This window comes from Peptoniphilus sp. HCN-40583 (genome assembly GCF_037892835.1).
GTDB classification, from domain to species: domain Bacteria; phylum Bacillota; class Clostridia; order Tissierellales; family Peptoniphilaceae; genus Aedoeadaptatus; species Aedoeadaptatus rachelemmaiella.
Window position 1 is genome coordinate 1 of sequence record NZ_JBBKBU010000016.1, and the last position, 16,853, is coordinate 16,853.

Here is a 16,853-nt window from a genome sequence, read left to right on the forward strand (position 1 = left end):
AAAAGCCGATTTAGAAAAAGCGGTGGCAGGCTTAAAAGAAGTACAAAAGCCGACACCGCAACCGACACCGCAGCCGACGCCTCAACCGAAACCTCAACCGAAGCCTTCACAAGATAAGAAAAACAGGCCGAGCGGTTCCTCTTCCGGTTGGAGCGGGCACAGACCCGGCGGAAATTCTCAATCCGCTCCGTCGAAACCTCAGGAAAGTAAACCGGTTGAAAAACCGAAGGTGACGGAAACCAAGGCGAACTTTACGCTGAATGTGCCGAAAGAAGCCTTCGTCAAAGGCTATCCCGACGGAAGCTTTAAACCGAATCAAAAAGTGGTTCGCTCGGAAATCGCCACCATGCTGGCACGTTTTGTAAATGTCAGCGGCGATTTACAAAAAGCCCTCGCAGACATTCGCCCCACGGATTGGTATTTCGACAGCTTTAAAACCTTAATCAATGCAGGTATAATCACCGGCTACGGCGACGGCAATTACCGTCCTGATGAAGGTGTCACCAGGGCACAAGCGGTTACCATGATCGCCAGATTAAAAGGCCTTCAACCGAAACAAGGCGGATTTAAAGATGTTCCCGCAAACGCATGGTATGCAGGCTATGCCGGTGCCCTTAAAGAAGCGGGCATCGTCGTCGGCTACGAAGACGGATCCTTTGGCGGAGACCGCGTCATTACCCGTGCGGAAATTATCGCCATGATTAACCGTGCATTCAATATTCCCAAGAAGGAATCCCGCAAGGCGTTCAGCGATTTGCCGGAAAACCACTGGGCTTACGAAGACATTCAAAAAGCCGCCAACTAAATGTGAAAAAAGCAAGAAAGAGAGGATGCTCATCCAATGAGTAAACAAGGAGTTTCTATCAGACGATTTGTCATACCTGTGGTATTAAGTTTCTTAATGCTCTTTACAGCAATGATAAGTCCCAGCTTTGCAGCCGCCCCCAATGGGGCGGCCAAAGCTGCCTCCTTTGGCGATAAAGATCCATCGGAAAAAATCACCTTGCTCGTGGCGCTAAAGGAGCGCAAGCGAGAAAAAAGAACGGGATTACCGTCGGTGGATGCCGAAGATTTAAACACAAGAGAAAATATTCGCGCCCAAGTGGCCTATGCTCGTGCGGCGCGGGAAACTTTTTACAATAGCTTAAAGGCGGCCAAGATTCCTTACGAAGTGGTTGAAACCTACGACGTGGCCTACACCGGCGTCGCCTTGAAAGTACAGCGGAAAGAAATTCCCGTCATTGAAAAAATGGCGGACGTCGCCTCTGTGGAAATTTCCCAACAGTTTAAGGCGCCGAAAAAATCCATCATGCCCCGCTCCTTCGGAAAGACGGACACCTCGTCCAATAATATGGTGGAAGCAAACAAGGCGTGGAAAAAAAGCTACGCCGGAAAAGGCAGCGTCATCGCCGTCATCGACTCCGGCGTGGATCCTTACCACGAAGCCATGAAGCTCAGCGATCCAAATAGCGGTCGCATCAAAAGTCAAGGCGAAGTGAAGAAGTTGATCAGCGACTTGGACATCGCCCGCGGCGAGTACTTCAGCTCGAAGATCCCCTTCGGCTACAACTACGCCAACAAATCCACTTCCATTAAAGAATTTGATCCCATGAGCCACGGCATGCACGTTTCGGGCATTGTGGCAGGGAACAGTAATAAAATTCAAGGGGTGGCGCCGGAAGCACAAATCGTCTTTATGCGCGTTTTCGGCGGCGGCATGTTCGGCAACGGCACTTCGGCGGAAATTTATACCAAGGCCATTGACGATGCCATTAAATTGGGCGTGGATTCCATGAACATCAGCATCGGCTCCCCTGCCGGTACGGAAGATTATGTCTTCCCGAATACCGTGCGCGCCCTTGAAAAAGCAAAGCAAGCGGGGATTCTCGTAGCTATTGCGGCGGGGAACAACGGCTTCTTCGGCTACTCTCCCGGCTCAAATGCTAAGCCGAAAGCGGAAAATCCGGACATCGGTATGTTGGCCGACCCCTCCGTCAGCCCCAATTCTCTTTCCGTGGCCTCCATTCAAAATATGCAGGTGGCCAAAAAGGGCATTCAAATTAAGGGCGACGATCGCGTGTTAAGTTTCCAACCGACGGCCATTGGCAAGGTAACGGATCAATGGGTTTCCTTAAAAGATTGCGGTTACGGGCGGCCAGAGGACTTTAAAGAAAACGGAGACGGGAACACCTACGCTTTAATCGAGCGTGGCGAGCCGGGCCCTGTTGCCGGCGATCCCCTTTCTTTTACAGATAAGATTAACAATGCCCGGGACAAGGGGTATGCAGGCGTTATTATTTACGATAATGAGCCGGATATGCCTCTAATCCAAGTGGAAGCGCCGGGGACGACCATTCCCGCCGCTTTTGTTAACAGGAAAGACGGCCTTTATTTAAAGAGCATCATCGAAAGAAATCCCCAAGCACAAATTCGTTTTAACGACGAGTATGTTTACAGTATAAGTGAAGACGGCGGCCAACCCTCGGAATTTTCCTCTTGGGGTTTAACGCCTAATGGCAATCTGAAGCCGGATATTGCGGCGCCGGGTGGCGGCATTCTTTCTTCATTGAACGACAATCAATACGGCGTCATGGACGGTACTTCCATGGCGGCACCCCACGTCGCCGGCGGCGTGGCCCTTGTGAAACAACGGGTAGAGAAAGATTTCTCTGATATTCACGGTGATAAGAAGTACGATCTCATTAAAAAACTGTTAATGTCTACGGCGCAACCTTACAAATACAAGGACTCCGGAGCCTATGCCTCGCCTCGTCAACAAGGCTCGGGCCTGATGCAAGTGGATAAAGCCATTACGACCACCGCCTTTATCGAAGGATCCCACGGCTTAACTTCCATCAATCTAGGCAAGAATTTAAGCGGCGACAAGGTCACCGTACCCTTTAAAATCGTCAATTTGTCAGATAAACCGAAGACCTACACCTACTACGGCGTGTTAAATACGGACAAGGTCGAAGGCGGCAAGATCGTCTTGCGTCCTCAAAAGATTTCCGAAAGCGAAAGGAAAACCGTCACAGTCGAACCCCATCAATCCCTGGAATTAACGGTAGAACTTCCCGTAACGGGTTTGGATAAGCTAGAGCAAACCATGCCCAACGGCTTCTTCCTGGAAGGTTTTGTCTTCTGCGAAGAGCAAGGCGGCGTGAATTTGTCGGCTCCTTTCGTCGGATTCCACGGCAATTTCGACAAGCTGGAAATAGCGGAGACACCCCTTTACGATTTAGTGAAGGCGAAGAAGCGCTCCTACTACTATGACAAAGGCGGAGAAGACGATTACTACGGCACCAATATCGGCGGCGAAATCGACAAAAACCTTATCGTATTAGGTGCGCAAGCCAACTCGACGAAGGCCAATCCCGTCTTCGATAAAGAAAAGATCGCCTTCTCGCCCAACGGCGACGGCAGAGCGGACAAGGCCATCTTTATGGCGACCTTCCTGAGAAACTTCGGCGGTGTCGAAATCGCCATTAGAGATCATCAAGGCAAGCAAGTTTATTACAGCAAAAACCCGGAAGATCACGGCGTGAAAAACTTCTTCGTGGATCCGAGAATGGGCAATATGTTTGCCAATAATATGATGACCACCAAGCCCCACTGGCAATGGAACGGCAACGATTTATCGGGTAAGCCCCTTCCCGATGGAAAATACTACATGACGGTAAAAGTTGCCGCTGCCGGAAAATCCATCGGCGCGGACAGCCAAGTGATGGAATTCCCCATCACCATGGACAGAGTGTATCCTCGCGTGACGAAGGCATACTTTAACGCCGACAAGAGCACCTACACCGTCGAATCCATCGACGAAAACGGCTCCGGCATTCTTTCTGTGCGCTTGAAAAAAGGCAAAGACACCATCGAGCCCAAGATGGAAAACGGGAAATATATTTTCGATTTAAAAAACATTAAGATCGAAGACTACGAAGTGGAAATCAACGACCAAGCCCGCAACGATGTACACTATCCTCTTGCAAGCGGCGAACGCACCGGCAACGAACGGAGCGTGCGCATTAAGGCTTTGGCCGGAAGCGAAGCCGTACCCAGCGAAGCCTTTACTTGGACGGTACAAAGTCCCGACGGAAAAATCGAAGACCCGAATAATCTTTCTCCCGGAAAGCATTTACTCGTGGTTAACGTGAAAGACGGAAACTACAAATTAATCGGCAAGAAAGCCCAGGAATTTGAAATCGGAGAAGACGAGCTTGTGAAAGAGCTGGAAGTGCACTTTGAATCCGTCGCTACGGCAGATGTTCACATTAGCTTGAACAATCCCGACAAGGTGAACGTGTCCCTCGTGGTAAAAAATAAAGACGTGGAAGGCCAAGAATATGTACCGACCATTGTCAACCCCGGTCTTCAAACCATTAAGCTGCCCTTAGGCAATTACACCATCGATGTAAGCGGCATTCAGAAAGACTATTACGCCATGGTCGACGGCGGCGAAGATTTCACCGTGGACAGTCAAAAACTGTTGACGAAGAGCGTCAACGTTAACAAAGTCGAAAGCAAAGAAATAAACGTTCGCTTAAACCGAAAAGGTTATGACGGCGCTCTTCGCTTAAAGTTAATCGGCAAAGACGTATACCGAACGGAGCAAAATATAGAATTTGCACCGGGACAAAAGGAAAAGAAAGTACGCCTTAACTTCATTCCCTCCAATGTAGAACTCCAAGATATGGAAGACGGCTATTACGGACTAAGTGATCGTTCCAAAACATGGGCTGCCAATACCAGTGCCAGTGCTTGGACCGTCACCCTCAAGCCCCTTGAGGAAAAAGATCCCAACTACGTCGACAAGAATAAACTTCGCGCATTAGTCGCCAAGGCACGGGAAGCCCTGGCTCATAAGTCGGAATACGCCATGGAAACGAAGGACGATCTACGTCACTGGCAATACATCGACCTTTACCTGCCCATGGCGGAACAAACCATAGCCAACGACAATGCAAGCCAAGACGACGTGGACAAAGTTTACAACAACTTAAACGAAGGCCTCAGCAAGCTGCGCAAAAAAGGCGAATCTAGCTTCGATCAATCGAAATTAAAGCGTGCCATTGAACATGCGGAAGCTTTAAAGGCTGAAGACTACACCGATAAGACGTGGCAAAAAGTACAAAAAGCTTTAGAGAAAGCGAAAGCCATCCTTCAAAAACCCGACGGGGAAAAGAATCAGGATAAGGTCAATAATGCGACTTACGATCTTAACGATGCCCTGGACGGATTGAAGCGCAAAGACGGCGCCGCTTTGGTCGATAAAAAAGTGCTGGAAGAAGCGTTGAAGGCTTACAAGGACGCTCAATACAATAGGAGCGACTTTACGTCGGAATCCTTCCGTCGCTTGGAATTGGCAGTGGAAGCAGCGGAAGAGCTTATGGATCGCCCCTTCCCCTCACAAGAGGAAGTCAACGGCGCGGCACAGGAATTACGAGAAGCCATGGCAAAGCTTCACTCCATTACGGGCAAGAAAGAGCGGGAAGCTGAGCGCGAAGCATTAAAGCAAGAGCTCTTAGCGGCGCGCGAGCTAAAAGAAAGCGATTATACGCCTAAAAGCTGGCTGCAATTACAAGAGCGCATCGCCTATGTACAGAGAATTGCCGATAACGAAAAATCCAGTTTAGATAGTTTGAAATACGGACGTAGGACCTTAAAAGAAGCCATTGCTCTTCTGGAAAAAGCGTCTCAAGAAGAAGCGGCGAAAACAGAAATCTTCGAGCTTCCCTTTAGAGCACTTCACGCAAGCAAGGATCAAGATTCTATGGCCGCCGGCGTCTTCAAATCCCCTGCGAAGGTGGTCAAGACAACGGACAAAGAGGGCAAGATCAATTACCGCGTCACTGTCAATTGTAAGGTTCTTCAAATTGGGAACATGGAAGGTCATTTGAAAGACATTCTCTTTGCCTCTACCGATATGGAGGGCAAAGTGGACGCCATGCCCGTCATCAACAAAGTAACCGATGCCATGGGAGACTTAACCTCTGTCACCATCGACATGGGCAAAGACCTTCGTCGGGAACATTTCGTGAAAGTGAAATACGTCCTGGGCAACGCACCCGACTTCCATAAAGATGTTATGCGGCTAAGCTACGATATCGACAACATGAAGCAGGTTGAAGAATCGGAAGAAAAACCGCCGAAGGTGGACGAGGCCCTCGAAAAAGCAAAAACGGCATTGAAAGAGGCCATTGAAAAAGCGGAAAGAAAACTTGCCGCCGCAACTTATACGGCAGAATCGAAAGCCAAGCTTGAAGATGCCATTCACTCGGCCAAGGCGGCTTTAGAAGGCAACGATGTATCGGCCATGGATCGAGCAGTAACCTCTGTTTACGACGCCATGGATCAATTGGTAAAAGAAACGCCGATGCCTGAGCCGAAACCGGATGTGCCGACGCCGAAGCCTGAGCCGGATGTGCCGACGCCGAAGCCGACGCCTGATGTGCCGAAGCCAAATCCACAACCGGATGTGCCGACACCGAGGCCTGAACCGAATCCTTGGCCTCGCCAAGAGCCGCGAGGCGAATCGCCTGCACCTTCTAACCGTCCGAGCCATCAAGCATCGGCGCCTGAGGCGAAACAACCTGAGGCGAAGAAGGAAGCACCAAAGCATGTGGAACAAAAAGCAAACAGCTTTACGGTGAAAGCGCCTGAAAAAGCTTATGTAAAAGGCTTCCCCGACGGCAGCTTTAAGCCGAATAAGGAAGTTACCCGTGCGGAAGTGGCACAAATTTTGAATCAATTCATTCAAAACACCGATGCCTACCGTCTCCCGAAGGATGTAAGCGGAACAGAGTGGTACGGAAACAGCGTGGCTCGACTCCACGGCCTGTCCATTTTAAAAGGCTACAACGACGGCAAGCTGCAACCTGAAGGCAGCATGACCCGTGCGGAACTTGCGGCCATTATGACCCGCGTCTTAAATCTGAAGGCGGACAACGCCCGCTTTAACGATGTGAAAGGCAGCGCCTGGTACAACGGCTACGTCGGCGCCGTACAAAATGCGGGAATCATTCAAGGCTATCCCGACGGATCCTTTGGCGGCGAGCGTACGGTAACCCGCGCGGAACTTGTCGTTATTGTCAACCGCGCCTTTAAAGTGGTCGGTCGACCCGGCACGATGCAATTTAAAGATGTTCCCGCCAACCACTGGGCCTATAAAGAAATTCAGAAGGCAGCCAATTAATCATGAAGGAGTGCGGATCATTCCGCATTCCTTTCCATGATAAAAAAACAGTTGAATGATAGGCAGTAAAATCTTACAATGAAAAGCAGTGATTAATGATAAACCATATCAACGAATTCATTGGAAGGATGACGCTATGACGGATTTACGTTTAACAGAACAGCAACAAAAATACCTACTGTGCTTTACCGACGAGTACCCGAGCCGCACGATTATCGACTTAAGTCAAATCTTTTCGTGCTCTCGGCCCAATGCAAAGAAAATGCTGGACCGAATGGTTAAGGCCGGGATTTTATACAAACAAAAAAATGATTACTACGTCACCGAAATCGGCATGTTGATTAAAGATAAATTGGAGCGGGAAAAGCAATTGCTTGCCCTGACCATGCAAGGCATTTTCGGCCTTGAAGAAGATCGGGCCACGAGCTTCTCCTCGCAGCTTATCGGCAAGGGAGAGGATTGCATTGCCTGCTTCCTGTCACAAAAATCGAAGTTATTCGAACATTTGCCGGAGCCGGGGCAGAAGGTGCCCGGGGAATTTCTTCTTCACATTTTGGAAAAGAAGACTTATCCTGTGTATCTCACTATTTTCCAACAACACATCGACGAAAATGAAGCGGCGATTCGCCCTTCCATGGCCAATCATGTCTTTGAACACAAGGCGGATCTGGTCATCGACGCATCGCCCCATGTGGTGTTTGCCACCCGTTCTCTGAAAAAAGAACACAAAGGGCATATGAAACACGGTGCGGTGAAAGAGTTGGTTTACCAAAAAGACGGCGAAAGCCACGCCATTCCCTTTAAGGATCGGCGCGTGGAAATCCCTCTGGATGTTTTCGGCGAGTGGACCTATTTAGGTGGCGGCGTCTTGGTGTCTTACACCTGGTTCCGATCCCATGCGGCGGTGAACTTTTCCGGCCACCGGGCCGAGGCGAATTATCTTTTGGTTTTAAATCTTGCACAGTGTTAGTTAAAGGAGCGGATCGTTGAAAATAGTATTTATTATTCTGGGCTTTCTCTTTACGGGAATCGGCCTCATCGGCGTGTATTTGCCGGTGCTGCCTACCACGCCCTTTCTGATTTTGGCGGCGGCATGTTTTGCGCGGGGCTCGGAAAAATTTCACACATGGCTCACCCAATTGCCTCTGTATCAAAACAATGTGGCGCCCCTGTTGGAAGGCAAGGGCATGACGAAAGAGAAAAAGTATAAAGTGCTCGCACTCATTACTTTGCTTCTGGCCATTTGCTTTTTCGTGATTCCCGTGAAACACGCCCGCATGGCCATCGTCTTCGTACTGGCGCTCCACTACTATATTTTCCTGAAGCGCATACCGACTCAGCCTGCATCAACTGCAAGCGAATAATGATTACAAAGGATGGGGACATGAAACGACGATATAACTTCATACTTCTGATGGTCCTCGTCTTTTTACTTATCCCGGGCGGGGCAAGCGCGAGCCAAGGCGCGGTCAAAGTAAGGCTTTTAAAAAAATCGGAAGACGTGCCGTCTATGGCGCAAAAGGCTTTAAAACCCGAGGCGAAATGGATTGAAAAGGGCAACGAACGCCTGCTCACTTTGGAATTTTTGCCCTTGGATTTTATGGGCGCCCGCGGCTATTTAGGCGAAGTCACCGTAGACGGTCGTGGCGTGCAGGTGGCGGATTACTACAAGGATTACGACAGCTACAACGACCCGAAAAAGGGCAGCGACCCGCGGGTGAAGGGCAAGCTTTATCCGAAGACCATCACCTTTTCCGCGGATCCCAATCGCGCCATCTACAACTTGAAGTTTTATGTGCCGGTGATGGGAGAAATGGGCTTCGGCGAGCAGGAGGCCCGCTTAAAAGTAGACTGGCCAAATAAGGGCAGCGAAAATGCGGAGCCTGCGGCGAAAAAAACGCCGCCTTCTGATGTGCCCGGAGCCACGTCGTCGCCTTTAGATGTAGAGGACGGCCTATACTCCCTCGATGTTGCTTTGTGGCACGAAACGGAAGACAAGCCGTCCATGGGCAACGGCGCCCTGGATCCCAAGGCGGAGCTTTTAGTAAAAGACGGCAAAGGAACCTTGTTTTTAGGGACGAAGGCCTTGAAAGTTTCGAATATACAGGCATCACTCAGCCGCGTGTTTTACGAAACCGACGACGGATTTTCCGCGGCACGACCTCTTTGCTACGATCTGCAACCGGAGAAAGAGCCATTGCCGCGTCCGAGTATCTTTGCCATGCCTCTGGATGTGAAAAAAGACACGATTCGCCTGAAGGTGGATCCGAAAGTGGCGCCGATGGGTGACGAGCCTTTAAATGCCCGCTTGAAATTGGATTTTCAAAGCGTAAAAAAAATCCAGGCCGACGAGTACACCTTGGCCCATCGGGCGGAGGTGGGGCCGAAGGCACCGTCTTTTTCAGAGGCCCACAGCTATGCAGACAAAGGCGTGGTGCTCTCCGTGCCGGCAGGAGGCTTTGGCGAAGCATTTGAATTTTACGCCAACGGTCTTGTGGGGCGGGATCTTCAAACCGCTCTCGGGAAGCTCAATCTTCCTGCGGGCACAAAGGCTTACAACCTTTCTTGTCGAAGGCCCATTGAAAGGATTCCGAAAGATTACAAGGGATCGGTACAAGCCTTGGGAACAAATCTTTCGCCGCAAAAGCCCGTGGCGGTAGCCATTCCCTTCCAAGGCACCGTGGCTGAGATTTACGACGAAAAAGGAGAGAAACTGACCTCAAAAATAAAAGAGGGAAGCATTCACTTTGAAACAAAAAGCTTGGGCACCTTCTTTATTAAAACCGCGAAAACCGCGGCAAAGCCCGTCGCAAACGGCGGCTTAAAGATTAAACCGCCTGCGAAGGTGAAGGCCGTGAAGACGCCGAAAAGTCAGGGGACGAAGCCTGTAACATCGAACGCTTCATCGCCTGCAACATCGACGAGTGAGCCCACCAATGTGAGTCCGTCGACGCCTGACGATACGCCGGCGGACGGGGAGGCGCCGTCTTTCGAAGAAGGCAGCTATGACGAAGGCACGGGGATCGCGGACCGGGAATCCATCCCCAAGGCGCCCGTGAACGAAGAAGAATTACAAGAGAAAGAGAGGCCGGGTCTGATTATTTTTTGTTTGACGGTTATCTTCGCCGCATTAGGCGGCGGCGCGTACATGACGAGAAAGTATTACCGCATGTATATGGACGAAGTGATCTATGAAGCGGAAAGGGAGAGGGAAGCGCAATGAAAAAGCTATTGTCTCTTCTTTTGGCGATCTTTCTTCTGGTGCCTAACATCAGTTTTGCCGAAGGCCCTTCCATTGTGGACATGCACGCTTCCTATCGCCACCCGATCACCGGGGCCATTGAAGATTCGGGAAAGAATGAAGGCATCGGCCAAGGCATGGCGGAAGGCGTGTTGGATCCCCAGGCCCTTTACGAGGAAGTGGGCGGCAAGCGGATGTTAACCATTCGCCTGCACATGATGGACAATGTGTCGAAAGTAAGCATCGCTGCGGAAAAACGCGGCGCAAGCGGCTTTAGCAATGTATCCTACGATTCGCCACAAGGCGGCGGCGAATGGAAAGATTTTCGCTTTCAACTGCCGGCGAAGGAATGCGTGATTCGCCTGAGTCTGTTTATCGACGCAATGGGCCGCGAAGTAATTTTTTACGGCGACATGGGAAACATGACGCCGGGCAATACGGATTTCGTTTTGTCCCAAGGCGCGGCGGCGCCAAAGCAGGCGCCTCAAAAAGCGGCACCGGCGAAAAGCGGAGCGCCCGCCAAGACAAAAGTGGACGCAGCGGCACCGGCGGCTTCGGCATCAAAAACCCCCGCTTCTTCGCCGAAGAGCCCGCCCCAAGAAGGAGGGAGTGCCGATAAAGATGCGGTCACCCACGGCGGCGCGTCGGGCCTTGGCGATACGGAAAGCGACATCGGTTACGAACACGGTCTTTTAACGGAAGATTCGCCGGAGATACAATCCCTTGAAAACGGCGAAGCTGCCAAAGGCGACAAAACCGAAGCGCCGAAGAAAAAAGCCCCTTGGGGGCCTGCGACGCGGATTATTTTTGCATCCATGATGGCGATTTTGGTCTTTGTGACTTGCGGCGCCCTGGCGGCCGGCGGTCTGTTCTATGTTTTGGCACAGAAAAAGCGTCTGCTCAATGAATTAAGAGAGGAAGATGACGATGAAGACTTCAGTTTTGAAGATTTTTAGTGTCGCCCTCGCTCTCTTTTTCCTGGCAGGCTGTGTCAATCAAAAGGCGAAACCTGAAAAGCGCATCGACGGCGACCACGCCCGCATCATCACTACATCGGCGGCTTGTGCCGACATCATGGACAAGCTGGATGTGGATCTCGTCGCCATTGCGGAATCGCAATTGGAATCGCCGCCGGCGCGATACGCCAACTTGCCCACCATCGGCATGGCCATGAATCCGGATATGGAAAAAATAGCATCCATGAACCCGGACTACGTCTTTTCTCCGGCGAGCCTTATGCCCGACCTCTTGCCGAAGTATAAGGCGGCGGGCATTCACTTCGGTTTTTTGAATTTATCCAATGTGCCGGGGATGTATCGCTCCATCGAGGACATGGGCCGTCTTTTAAATCGGGAGAAAGAAGCGGCGGCCCTCGTAAAAGATTACGAAGAGTTCATGAAGGACTTTAAATCGCGAAACAAGGGGCCCGCGCCCAAAGTGTTGATTCTCATGGGCCTTCCCGGGTCCTATGTGGTGGCGACGGACAAGTCTTATGCAGGCAGTTTAGTGAAGCTGGCCGGGGGAGAGAATGTCTACCCCGATGACGATCAGCAATTTTTAACGGTCAATACGGAAGATATGCTGGAAAAAGATCCGGACATTATTCTCAGAACGGCACACGCCATGCCCGACAAGGTGCATCAAATGTTTCAAGATGAATTTAAAAACAACGACGTCTGGAAACATTTCCGAGCCGTAAAAGAAAATAAAGTGTATGACCTTAATACGAAGATATTTGGTATGAGTGCCAATTTTTCCTACAAAGAGGCACTGGGAGATTTAGAAAAGGTGTTTTATGGACAAGGGAACTGACGAATTAAAACAAAAAGTACGCAGGCGATGGATTTCCTTCGCCGCCGTCGCCGTCCTCCTGGTCGTGGTCTTTTTCTTCTCCCTGACGGAGGGCTCATTAAAATTAGGCGTGGGACAAATTTTGCGCGGTCTATTCTTCTCCTATGACGGAGATGTGGCGCGGATTTACGATTTGCGCTTCCCGCGGGTCTTTATCGCCATTTTAGCCGGTGCGGCCCTGGCCACATCGGGCACCCTTTTGCAGGCGGTGATGAAAAATCCCTTAACGGATCCCGGGATCATCGGCATTTCTGCAGCGGCAAACTTCGTAAACTCCATGGTGCTGGCCCTGTCGCCTGCCCTTTTGGGCTTCTCGCCTCTGTTCTCCATCGCCGGCGGTCTTTTCGCCTACTTTTTGATCTACACCCTGGCATGGGACGGCGGCGTGCGGCCCACGCGATTAATTCTCGTGGGCGTGGCGCTGAACATGACTTTTATCGGCATCGGCGAAGGCATTAAATCCGTTATGGGGCGAAATTTAAGCGCCACCCAGGCCATTATCGAAGGCAATGTGGCGCAAAAAACTTGGAGCGATGTGCACATTCTCTGCCTTTACGTCATTATCTTTTTAGTGGCGGCGCTGTTTACCATCCGCTCGTTGAATTTGTTGAGTCTGGAAGACAAAACCGCTCGCGCCCTGGGCGTACGCGTCGACCGCGACCGCTTTATCGTGGCGTTAATCGCCATTATTTTAGCCTCCGTCACCACAGCGGTGGCGGGCGTCATCGGCTTTTTGGGCCTGATCGTGCCCCACATCGGCCGGGTTCTCGTCGGCGGCGATCACAAATACCTCTTGCCCTTTAATATGCTCCTGGGCAGTTTGGTCTTGCTTCTGTCGGACACGGTGGGGCGCATCGCGGCCTATCCCTACGAAATACCGGCGGCGGTGATCATGGCCGTTTTCGGCGGGCCCTTCTTTATCGCATTGTTGAAACTGGGAGGCGAAAACTATGGAGATTAAAAACCTAAGCTACGCCTATACCAAGGGCCATTTGATTTTAAACAAGCTCAATTTAAAAGTGACCCCCGGCGCCATTACCACCCTTATGGGGGCCAACGGCTCGGGAAAATCCACCCTATTGAAAATACTGAGCCGCCAAATGAAGCCGAGCCGCGGCCGGGTGCTTTTGCACGGAAAAGATATTTTCTCCTATCCGCCGAAAGACTACGCCCGCGAGCTGGGCATCGTCCATCAACAAAATCGCATCATCGGCGATTTAAAGGTGAAAGACTACGTTTCCTACGGCAGAAATCCCTACTTAAAACCCCTGCAGAAATATTCCGCAGAGGACATGGAAGAAATCGAACGGGCCATGGAAATGACCGGCATCACGGAATTGGGGCAGAGGGAAATCAGAACCCTCTCCGGCGGGCAAAAGCAGCGGGTGTTTATCGCCATGGCTTTGGCTCAATGCTCCGACATTCTTTTGCTTGACGAGCCCACCACTTATTTGGACATTAAGTATCAGCTGGAAATACTGCGCCTGGTGAAAAAAATCAACGAAGAGCGCAACACCACCATCGTTATGGTGCTCCACGATATTATGCAGGCCATTAATTATTCCCACGAAGTCATCGGCATGTACCACGGTAAAATCGTCTACCAAGGCGATCCCAAGGAGGTGCTGAACAGTCGCGTCATCAGCAAACTCTACGGCACGGAGCTGGAGTTGATCGAAGTCGGCGGCGCGTCCATTGTAAAACCCAAGGAGGATTAGATGAAAGGATTTATAGCCTACTCGTCGAAGACGGGAAACACAAAGCGCATGGCGGAGTATCTTTACGACGCGCTGAAAGAAAATCGGGATTTGACCCTTTTAGATCTGAAGGACAAGCCGAATCTGTCGGCCTACGACTACGGCCTTCTCGGCGGCTGGTGCGATCGCGCCCTGCCCGATAAGGCGGTGATGAAGGCTTTGGACCATGCGCCGAAAAAAACAGGTCTCTTTTTAACCATGGGCGCCATGCCCGATTCCGAACACGGGGCGCGGGCCATGGAAGGCCTCGAAAAATGCCTCGCCGATCACAAGAAAGAAAGCTTGGGAACCTACTTATGTCCCGGAAAAGTGGATGAGAAATTGGCCGCCCGCATCGATTTGCTCGTCTTTGTGCCGAAGGATGCCAGGGAGCAAATGAAAGAGGCATCGGAAAAATCCAGAGAGGCGACGGAAGAGGAGCTGAAGGAAGCGGCAATGTATTTCACAGAACAATTGGAAAAAGGAGGTATTCGATGAAAATTCGTTCGACAAGTTTGGCCATGGCGGCCATGATGAGTGCCGGCTTTTTAGCGGCGCCGATTAATGTATTGGCCAAGGCACCGGAAATGCCCCAAGGTATTTACGCACAACCTTTTGCCGACGGAGAACAAGCTGCGGCAAAGGAAAAGCATTATGATTTGGACTGGAAATTAAAGAGGGCTGACAGCCCGGGTAATAAATCCATGGCTCAGGACCATATAGAGAAAATAACGGCTGTGGAAAAGGATGGTAAGTGGACATTTACCATTTCGATAAAACCGGAATCCAGTCAATTCATTGGTAAGTTTTACTACTACAAGGATGGATCTAAGTCTGAGACTCAACAAAAGGGAAATGACTGGTCCTTTACCCTTGATTCAAAACCTGAGAATCCGATTAAGCTGGCATTTGCCATTACTGTCATGGAGGGAGAAGAAAAGGAAGCTTTCCTCGAAATTTCGAAGTACAAGGAAATAAAAGGCGAGGCATCGCAGGAGCCGGAAACACCTGGACAAAATCCGAAGGAAGATACGCCCCTTGAAAAGGCGAAAAAAGCCTTGGATGAAGCCGTTAAAAAGGCCAATGGCGAAGACAAAGCCGGCTGGGACGGTGACGTGACCAAGGCGCTGAACGCCACCGCAAGTGCGGCAGATACCCTTTTACAAGATGCATCCGCCAAGGAAGAAGACCTCACTTTAAAAGTTAGTGAACTGAACTTCCTCCTCGCCTTGGGCCTAAAGACAAAGGCCATGGAAGAGGCAGACAAGGCGGCGTATAAAGACTTCATCGCAGCCGCTTCGGATTTGAATGCGTTAAAAGTCTCGGACAAAAAAGACTTGAAAGCGAAATTAGACATGGCCGGAGCCTTCCTCAAGGCAGAGGGGAAAAAAGCCGATGAGATTAAAGCGGCCGGCGAAAAGCTTGCCCTCTATATGGGAAATCTCAAACCTGCCGACGACACGGACTTAGGCAATTTAAAGGAACTGATCAAGCAAAAGAAAACAGTCGATCCCTCTTCCTATACGGAAAAATCGCAAAAGGAATTAAAAGACCTTTTGGAAACGACGGAAAAAGAAGTTAAAGCCGGTAATCTGACGAAGGGACGTGTACGAGATTTAACAGCCGCCATTAACAGTTGGCACGGCGAATTAAAACAAAAGGAAGTCCCCAAGGATGAAAACAAAGACAAGCCCAAGGATGAAAACAAAGATAAGCCGAAGGATGAAAATCCCCTCGACAAAAAGGACGAAAAGAAAAAGGATCAGACCCTCCGCTACGAACTCCCTGTAGCATTGACCAAAGTCGGTGGCGGCAAGTCCATGGCATCTTCGGCCTTGAGCTCCTCTGCCACGGTGGATGTCTACAACGGCCGCTACACCTACTATGTTCAATTTAAGCCCATGAAGATGAAGGGTATGGAAGGTCGCCTGACCAATCTCTTCTACTACGACGGCGGGAAACGCCGCGCATCCTATCACGGCGACGGCCTCTGGTCCTTTACGCTCAATGACAAAGTGCAATCCCAAAAAATCGCCCTATGGGTGGATGTCATGGACAAAATTCAAGGCGGCCCCGGTAAAGGGGAACAAGATGCCAATTTGCAATTTGACTGGAACAGCGCCAGAGAAACGCGCCGCATCGACGGGGAAGTGAAGACGCCTGAAAAACAGGTAGAAGAGCAAAAAACGGAAGACAAGAAGAAAGAAGAGCAGAAGTCCGCTGAAGAAAAGAAAAAAGAAGCCCTCAAGGCGAAAAGTGAAACAGAACGCAACGCCGTTTTGACGCAGTTTAAGGATATCGGCGCCGATCACTGGGCCCTCAATGCCATCGCCCACAGCGTGGCCCGCGGCTACTTTAAAGGGGAAGGGGAAGGCCGCTTCGCACCGAACCGCGCCATCACCCGTGCAGAATTTGTCACGATTCTCGGCAGAAGGGCAGGCATCGCGCCTTCAGGTACCGCCACAGCCTTTAAGGATGTAAAGGGCAATGCGTATTACGCCCCCTACGTGGCATGGGCTGCATCTGCCGGCATGATTCAGGGCACAGGCGGCGGCAAATTTGAGCCGAACCGCACCATCACCCGCGAAGAAATGGCCGTGATCTTAGATAAATTCCTGAGCCATGAGAAAAAAGCGTACGCCTCCGCAGCGAAAGGACAGTTCCATGACGGAACAAAGATTTCTTCCTGGGCGAAGGATTCTGTCGAGAAGATGACCCGCCAAGGTCTCTTGTCCGGCATGGGTAACGGCAATTTTGCACCGAAGGAAAGTTTCAGCCGCGCCCAAGCCGCACAAGTGTTGTACACCATTGATACCAAAGATATGAAATAAGG

The 16,853-nt window shown here is 50.7% G+C and carries 11 protein-coding genes; all 11 read left to right on the forward strand.

Annotated elements, in window-relative coordinates:
* On the forward strand, positions 1-805 hold an 805-nt coding region (locus WKT05_RS06050), incomplete at its 5' end, for an S-layer homology domain-containing protein (RefSeq protein ID WP_340413347.1).
* 36 nt (positions 806-841) lie between these two features.
* Positions 842-7,192 carry a S8 family serine peptidase gene (locus WKT05_RS06055; RefSeq protein ID WP_340413348.1) on the forward strand — a complete coding sequence of 2,117 codons (6,351 nt, stop codon included), beginning with the start codon at positions 842-844 and terminating at the stop codon, positions 7,190-7,192.
* A gap of 136 nt (positions 7,193-7,328) precedes the next feature.
* Positions 7,329-8,162: a hypothetical protein gene (locus WKT05_RS06060; protein WP_340413349.1), complete on the forward strand. Its 834-nt coding sequence runs from the start codon at positions 7,329-7,331 to the stop codon at positions 8,160-8,162.
* A 16-nt stretch (positions 8,163-8,178) separates the two neighbouring features.
* On the forward strand, positions 8,179-8,556 hold the full coding sequence (locus WKT05_RS06065; protein WP_340413350.1) for a YbaN family protein: 378 nt from the start codon (positions 8,179-8,181) through the stop codon (positions 8,554-8,556).
* A 20-nt stretch (positions 8,557-8,576) separates the two neighbouring features.
* The gene (locus WKT05_RS06070; protein WP_340413351.1) at positions 8,577-10,415 is read left to right on the forward strand and encodes a hypothetical protein; all 1,839 of its coding nucleotides are present in this window, start codon (positions 8,577-8,579) and stop codon (positions 10,413-10,415) included.
* The gene (locus tag WKT05_RS06075) at positions 10,412-11,389 is read left to right on the forward strand and encodes a heme-binding Shp domain-containing protein (RefSeq protein WP_340413352.1); all 978 of its coding nucleotides are present in this window, start codon (positions 10,412-10,414) and stop codon (positions 11,387-11,389) included. Before WKT05_RS06070 ends, WKT05_RS06075 begins: the two co-directional genes overlap by 4 nt.
* Positions 11,361-12,245: a heme ABC transporter substrate-binding protein IsdE gene (gene isdE / locus WKT05_RS06080; RefSeq protein WP_215508020.1), complete on the forward strand. Its 885-nt coding sequence runs from the start codon at positions 11,361-11,363 to the stop codon at positions 12,243-12,245. Before WKT05_RS06075 ends, isdE begins: the two co-directional genes overlap by 29 nt.
* The gene (locus tag WKT05_RS06085) at positions 12,229-13,245 is read left to right on the forward strand and encodes a FecCD family ABC transporter permease (protein WP_215508019.1); all 1,017 of its coding nucleotides are present in this window, start codon (positions 12,229-12,231) and stop codon (positions 13,243-13,245) included. Before isdE ends, WKT05_RS06085 begins: the two co-directional genes overlap by 17 nt.
* A complete protein-coding gene (locus WKT05_RS06090; RefSeq protein WP_215508016.1) occupies positions 13,235-14,002 on the forward strand; it encodes an ABC transporter ATP-binding protein in 768 nt (255 codons plus the stop codon). Before WKT05_RS06085 ends, WKT05_RS06090 begins: the two co-directional genes overlap by 11 nt.
* On the forward strand, positions 14,003-14,518 hold the full coding sequence (locus tag WKT05_RS06095; protein ID WP_340413353.1) for a flavodoxin family protein: 516 nt from the start codon (positions 14,003-14,005) through the stop codon (positions 14,516-14,518).
* Positions 14,515-16,851, forward strand: a complete 2,337-nt coding sequence (locus WKT05_RS06100) for an S-layer homology domain-containing protein (RefSeq protein ID WP_340413354.1) — start codon at positions 14,515-14,517, stop codon at positions 16,849-16,851. Before WKT05_RS06095 ends, WKT05_RS06100 begins: the two co-directional genes overlap by 4 nt.
* The last annotated feature ends 2 nt before the right edge of the window (positions 16,852-16,853 follow it).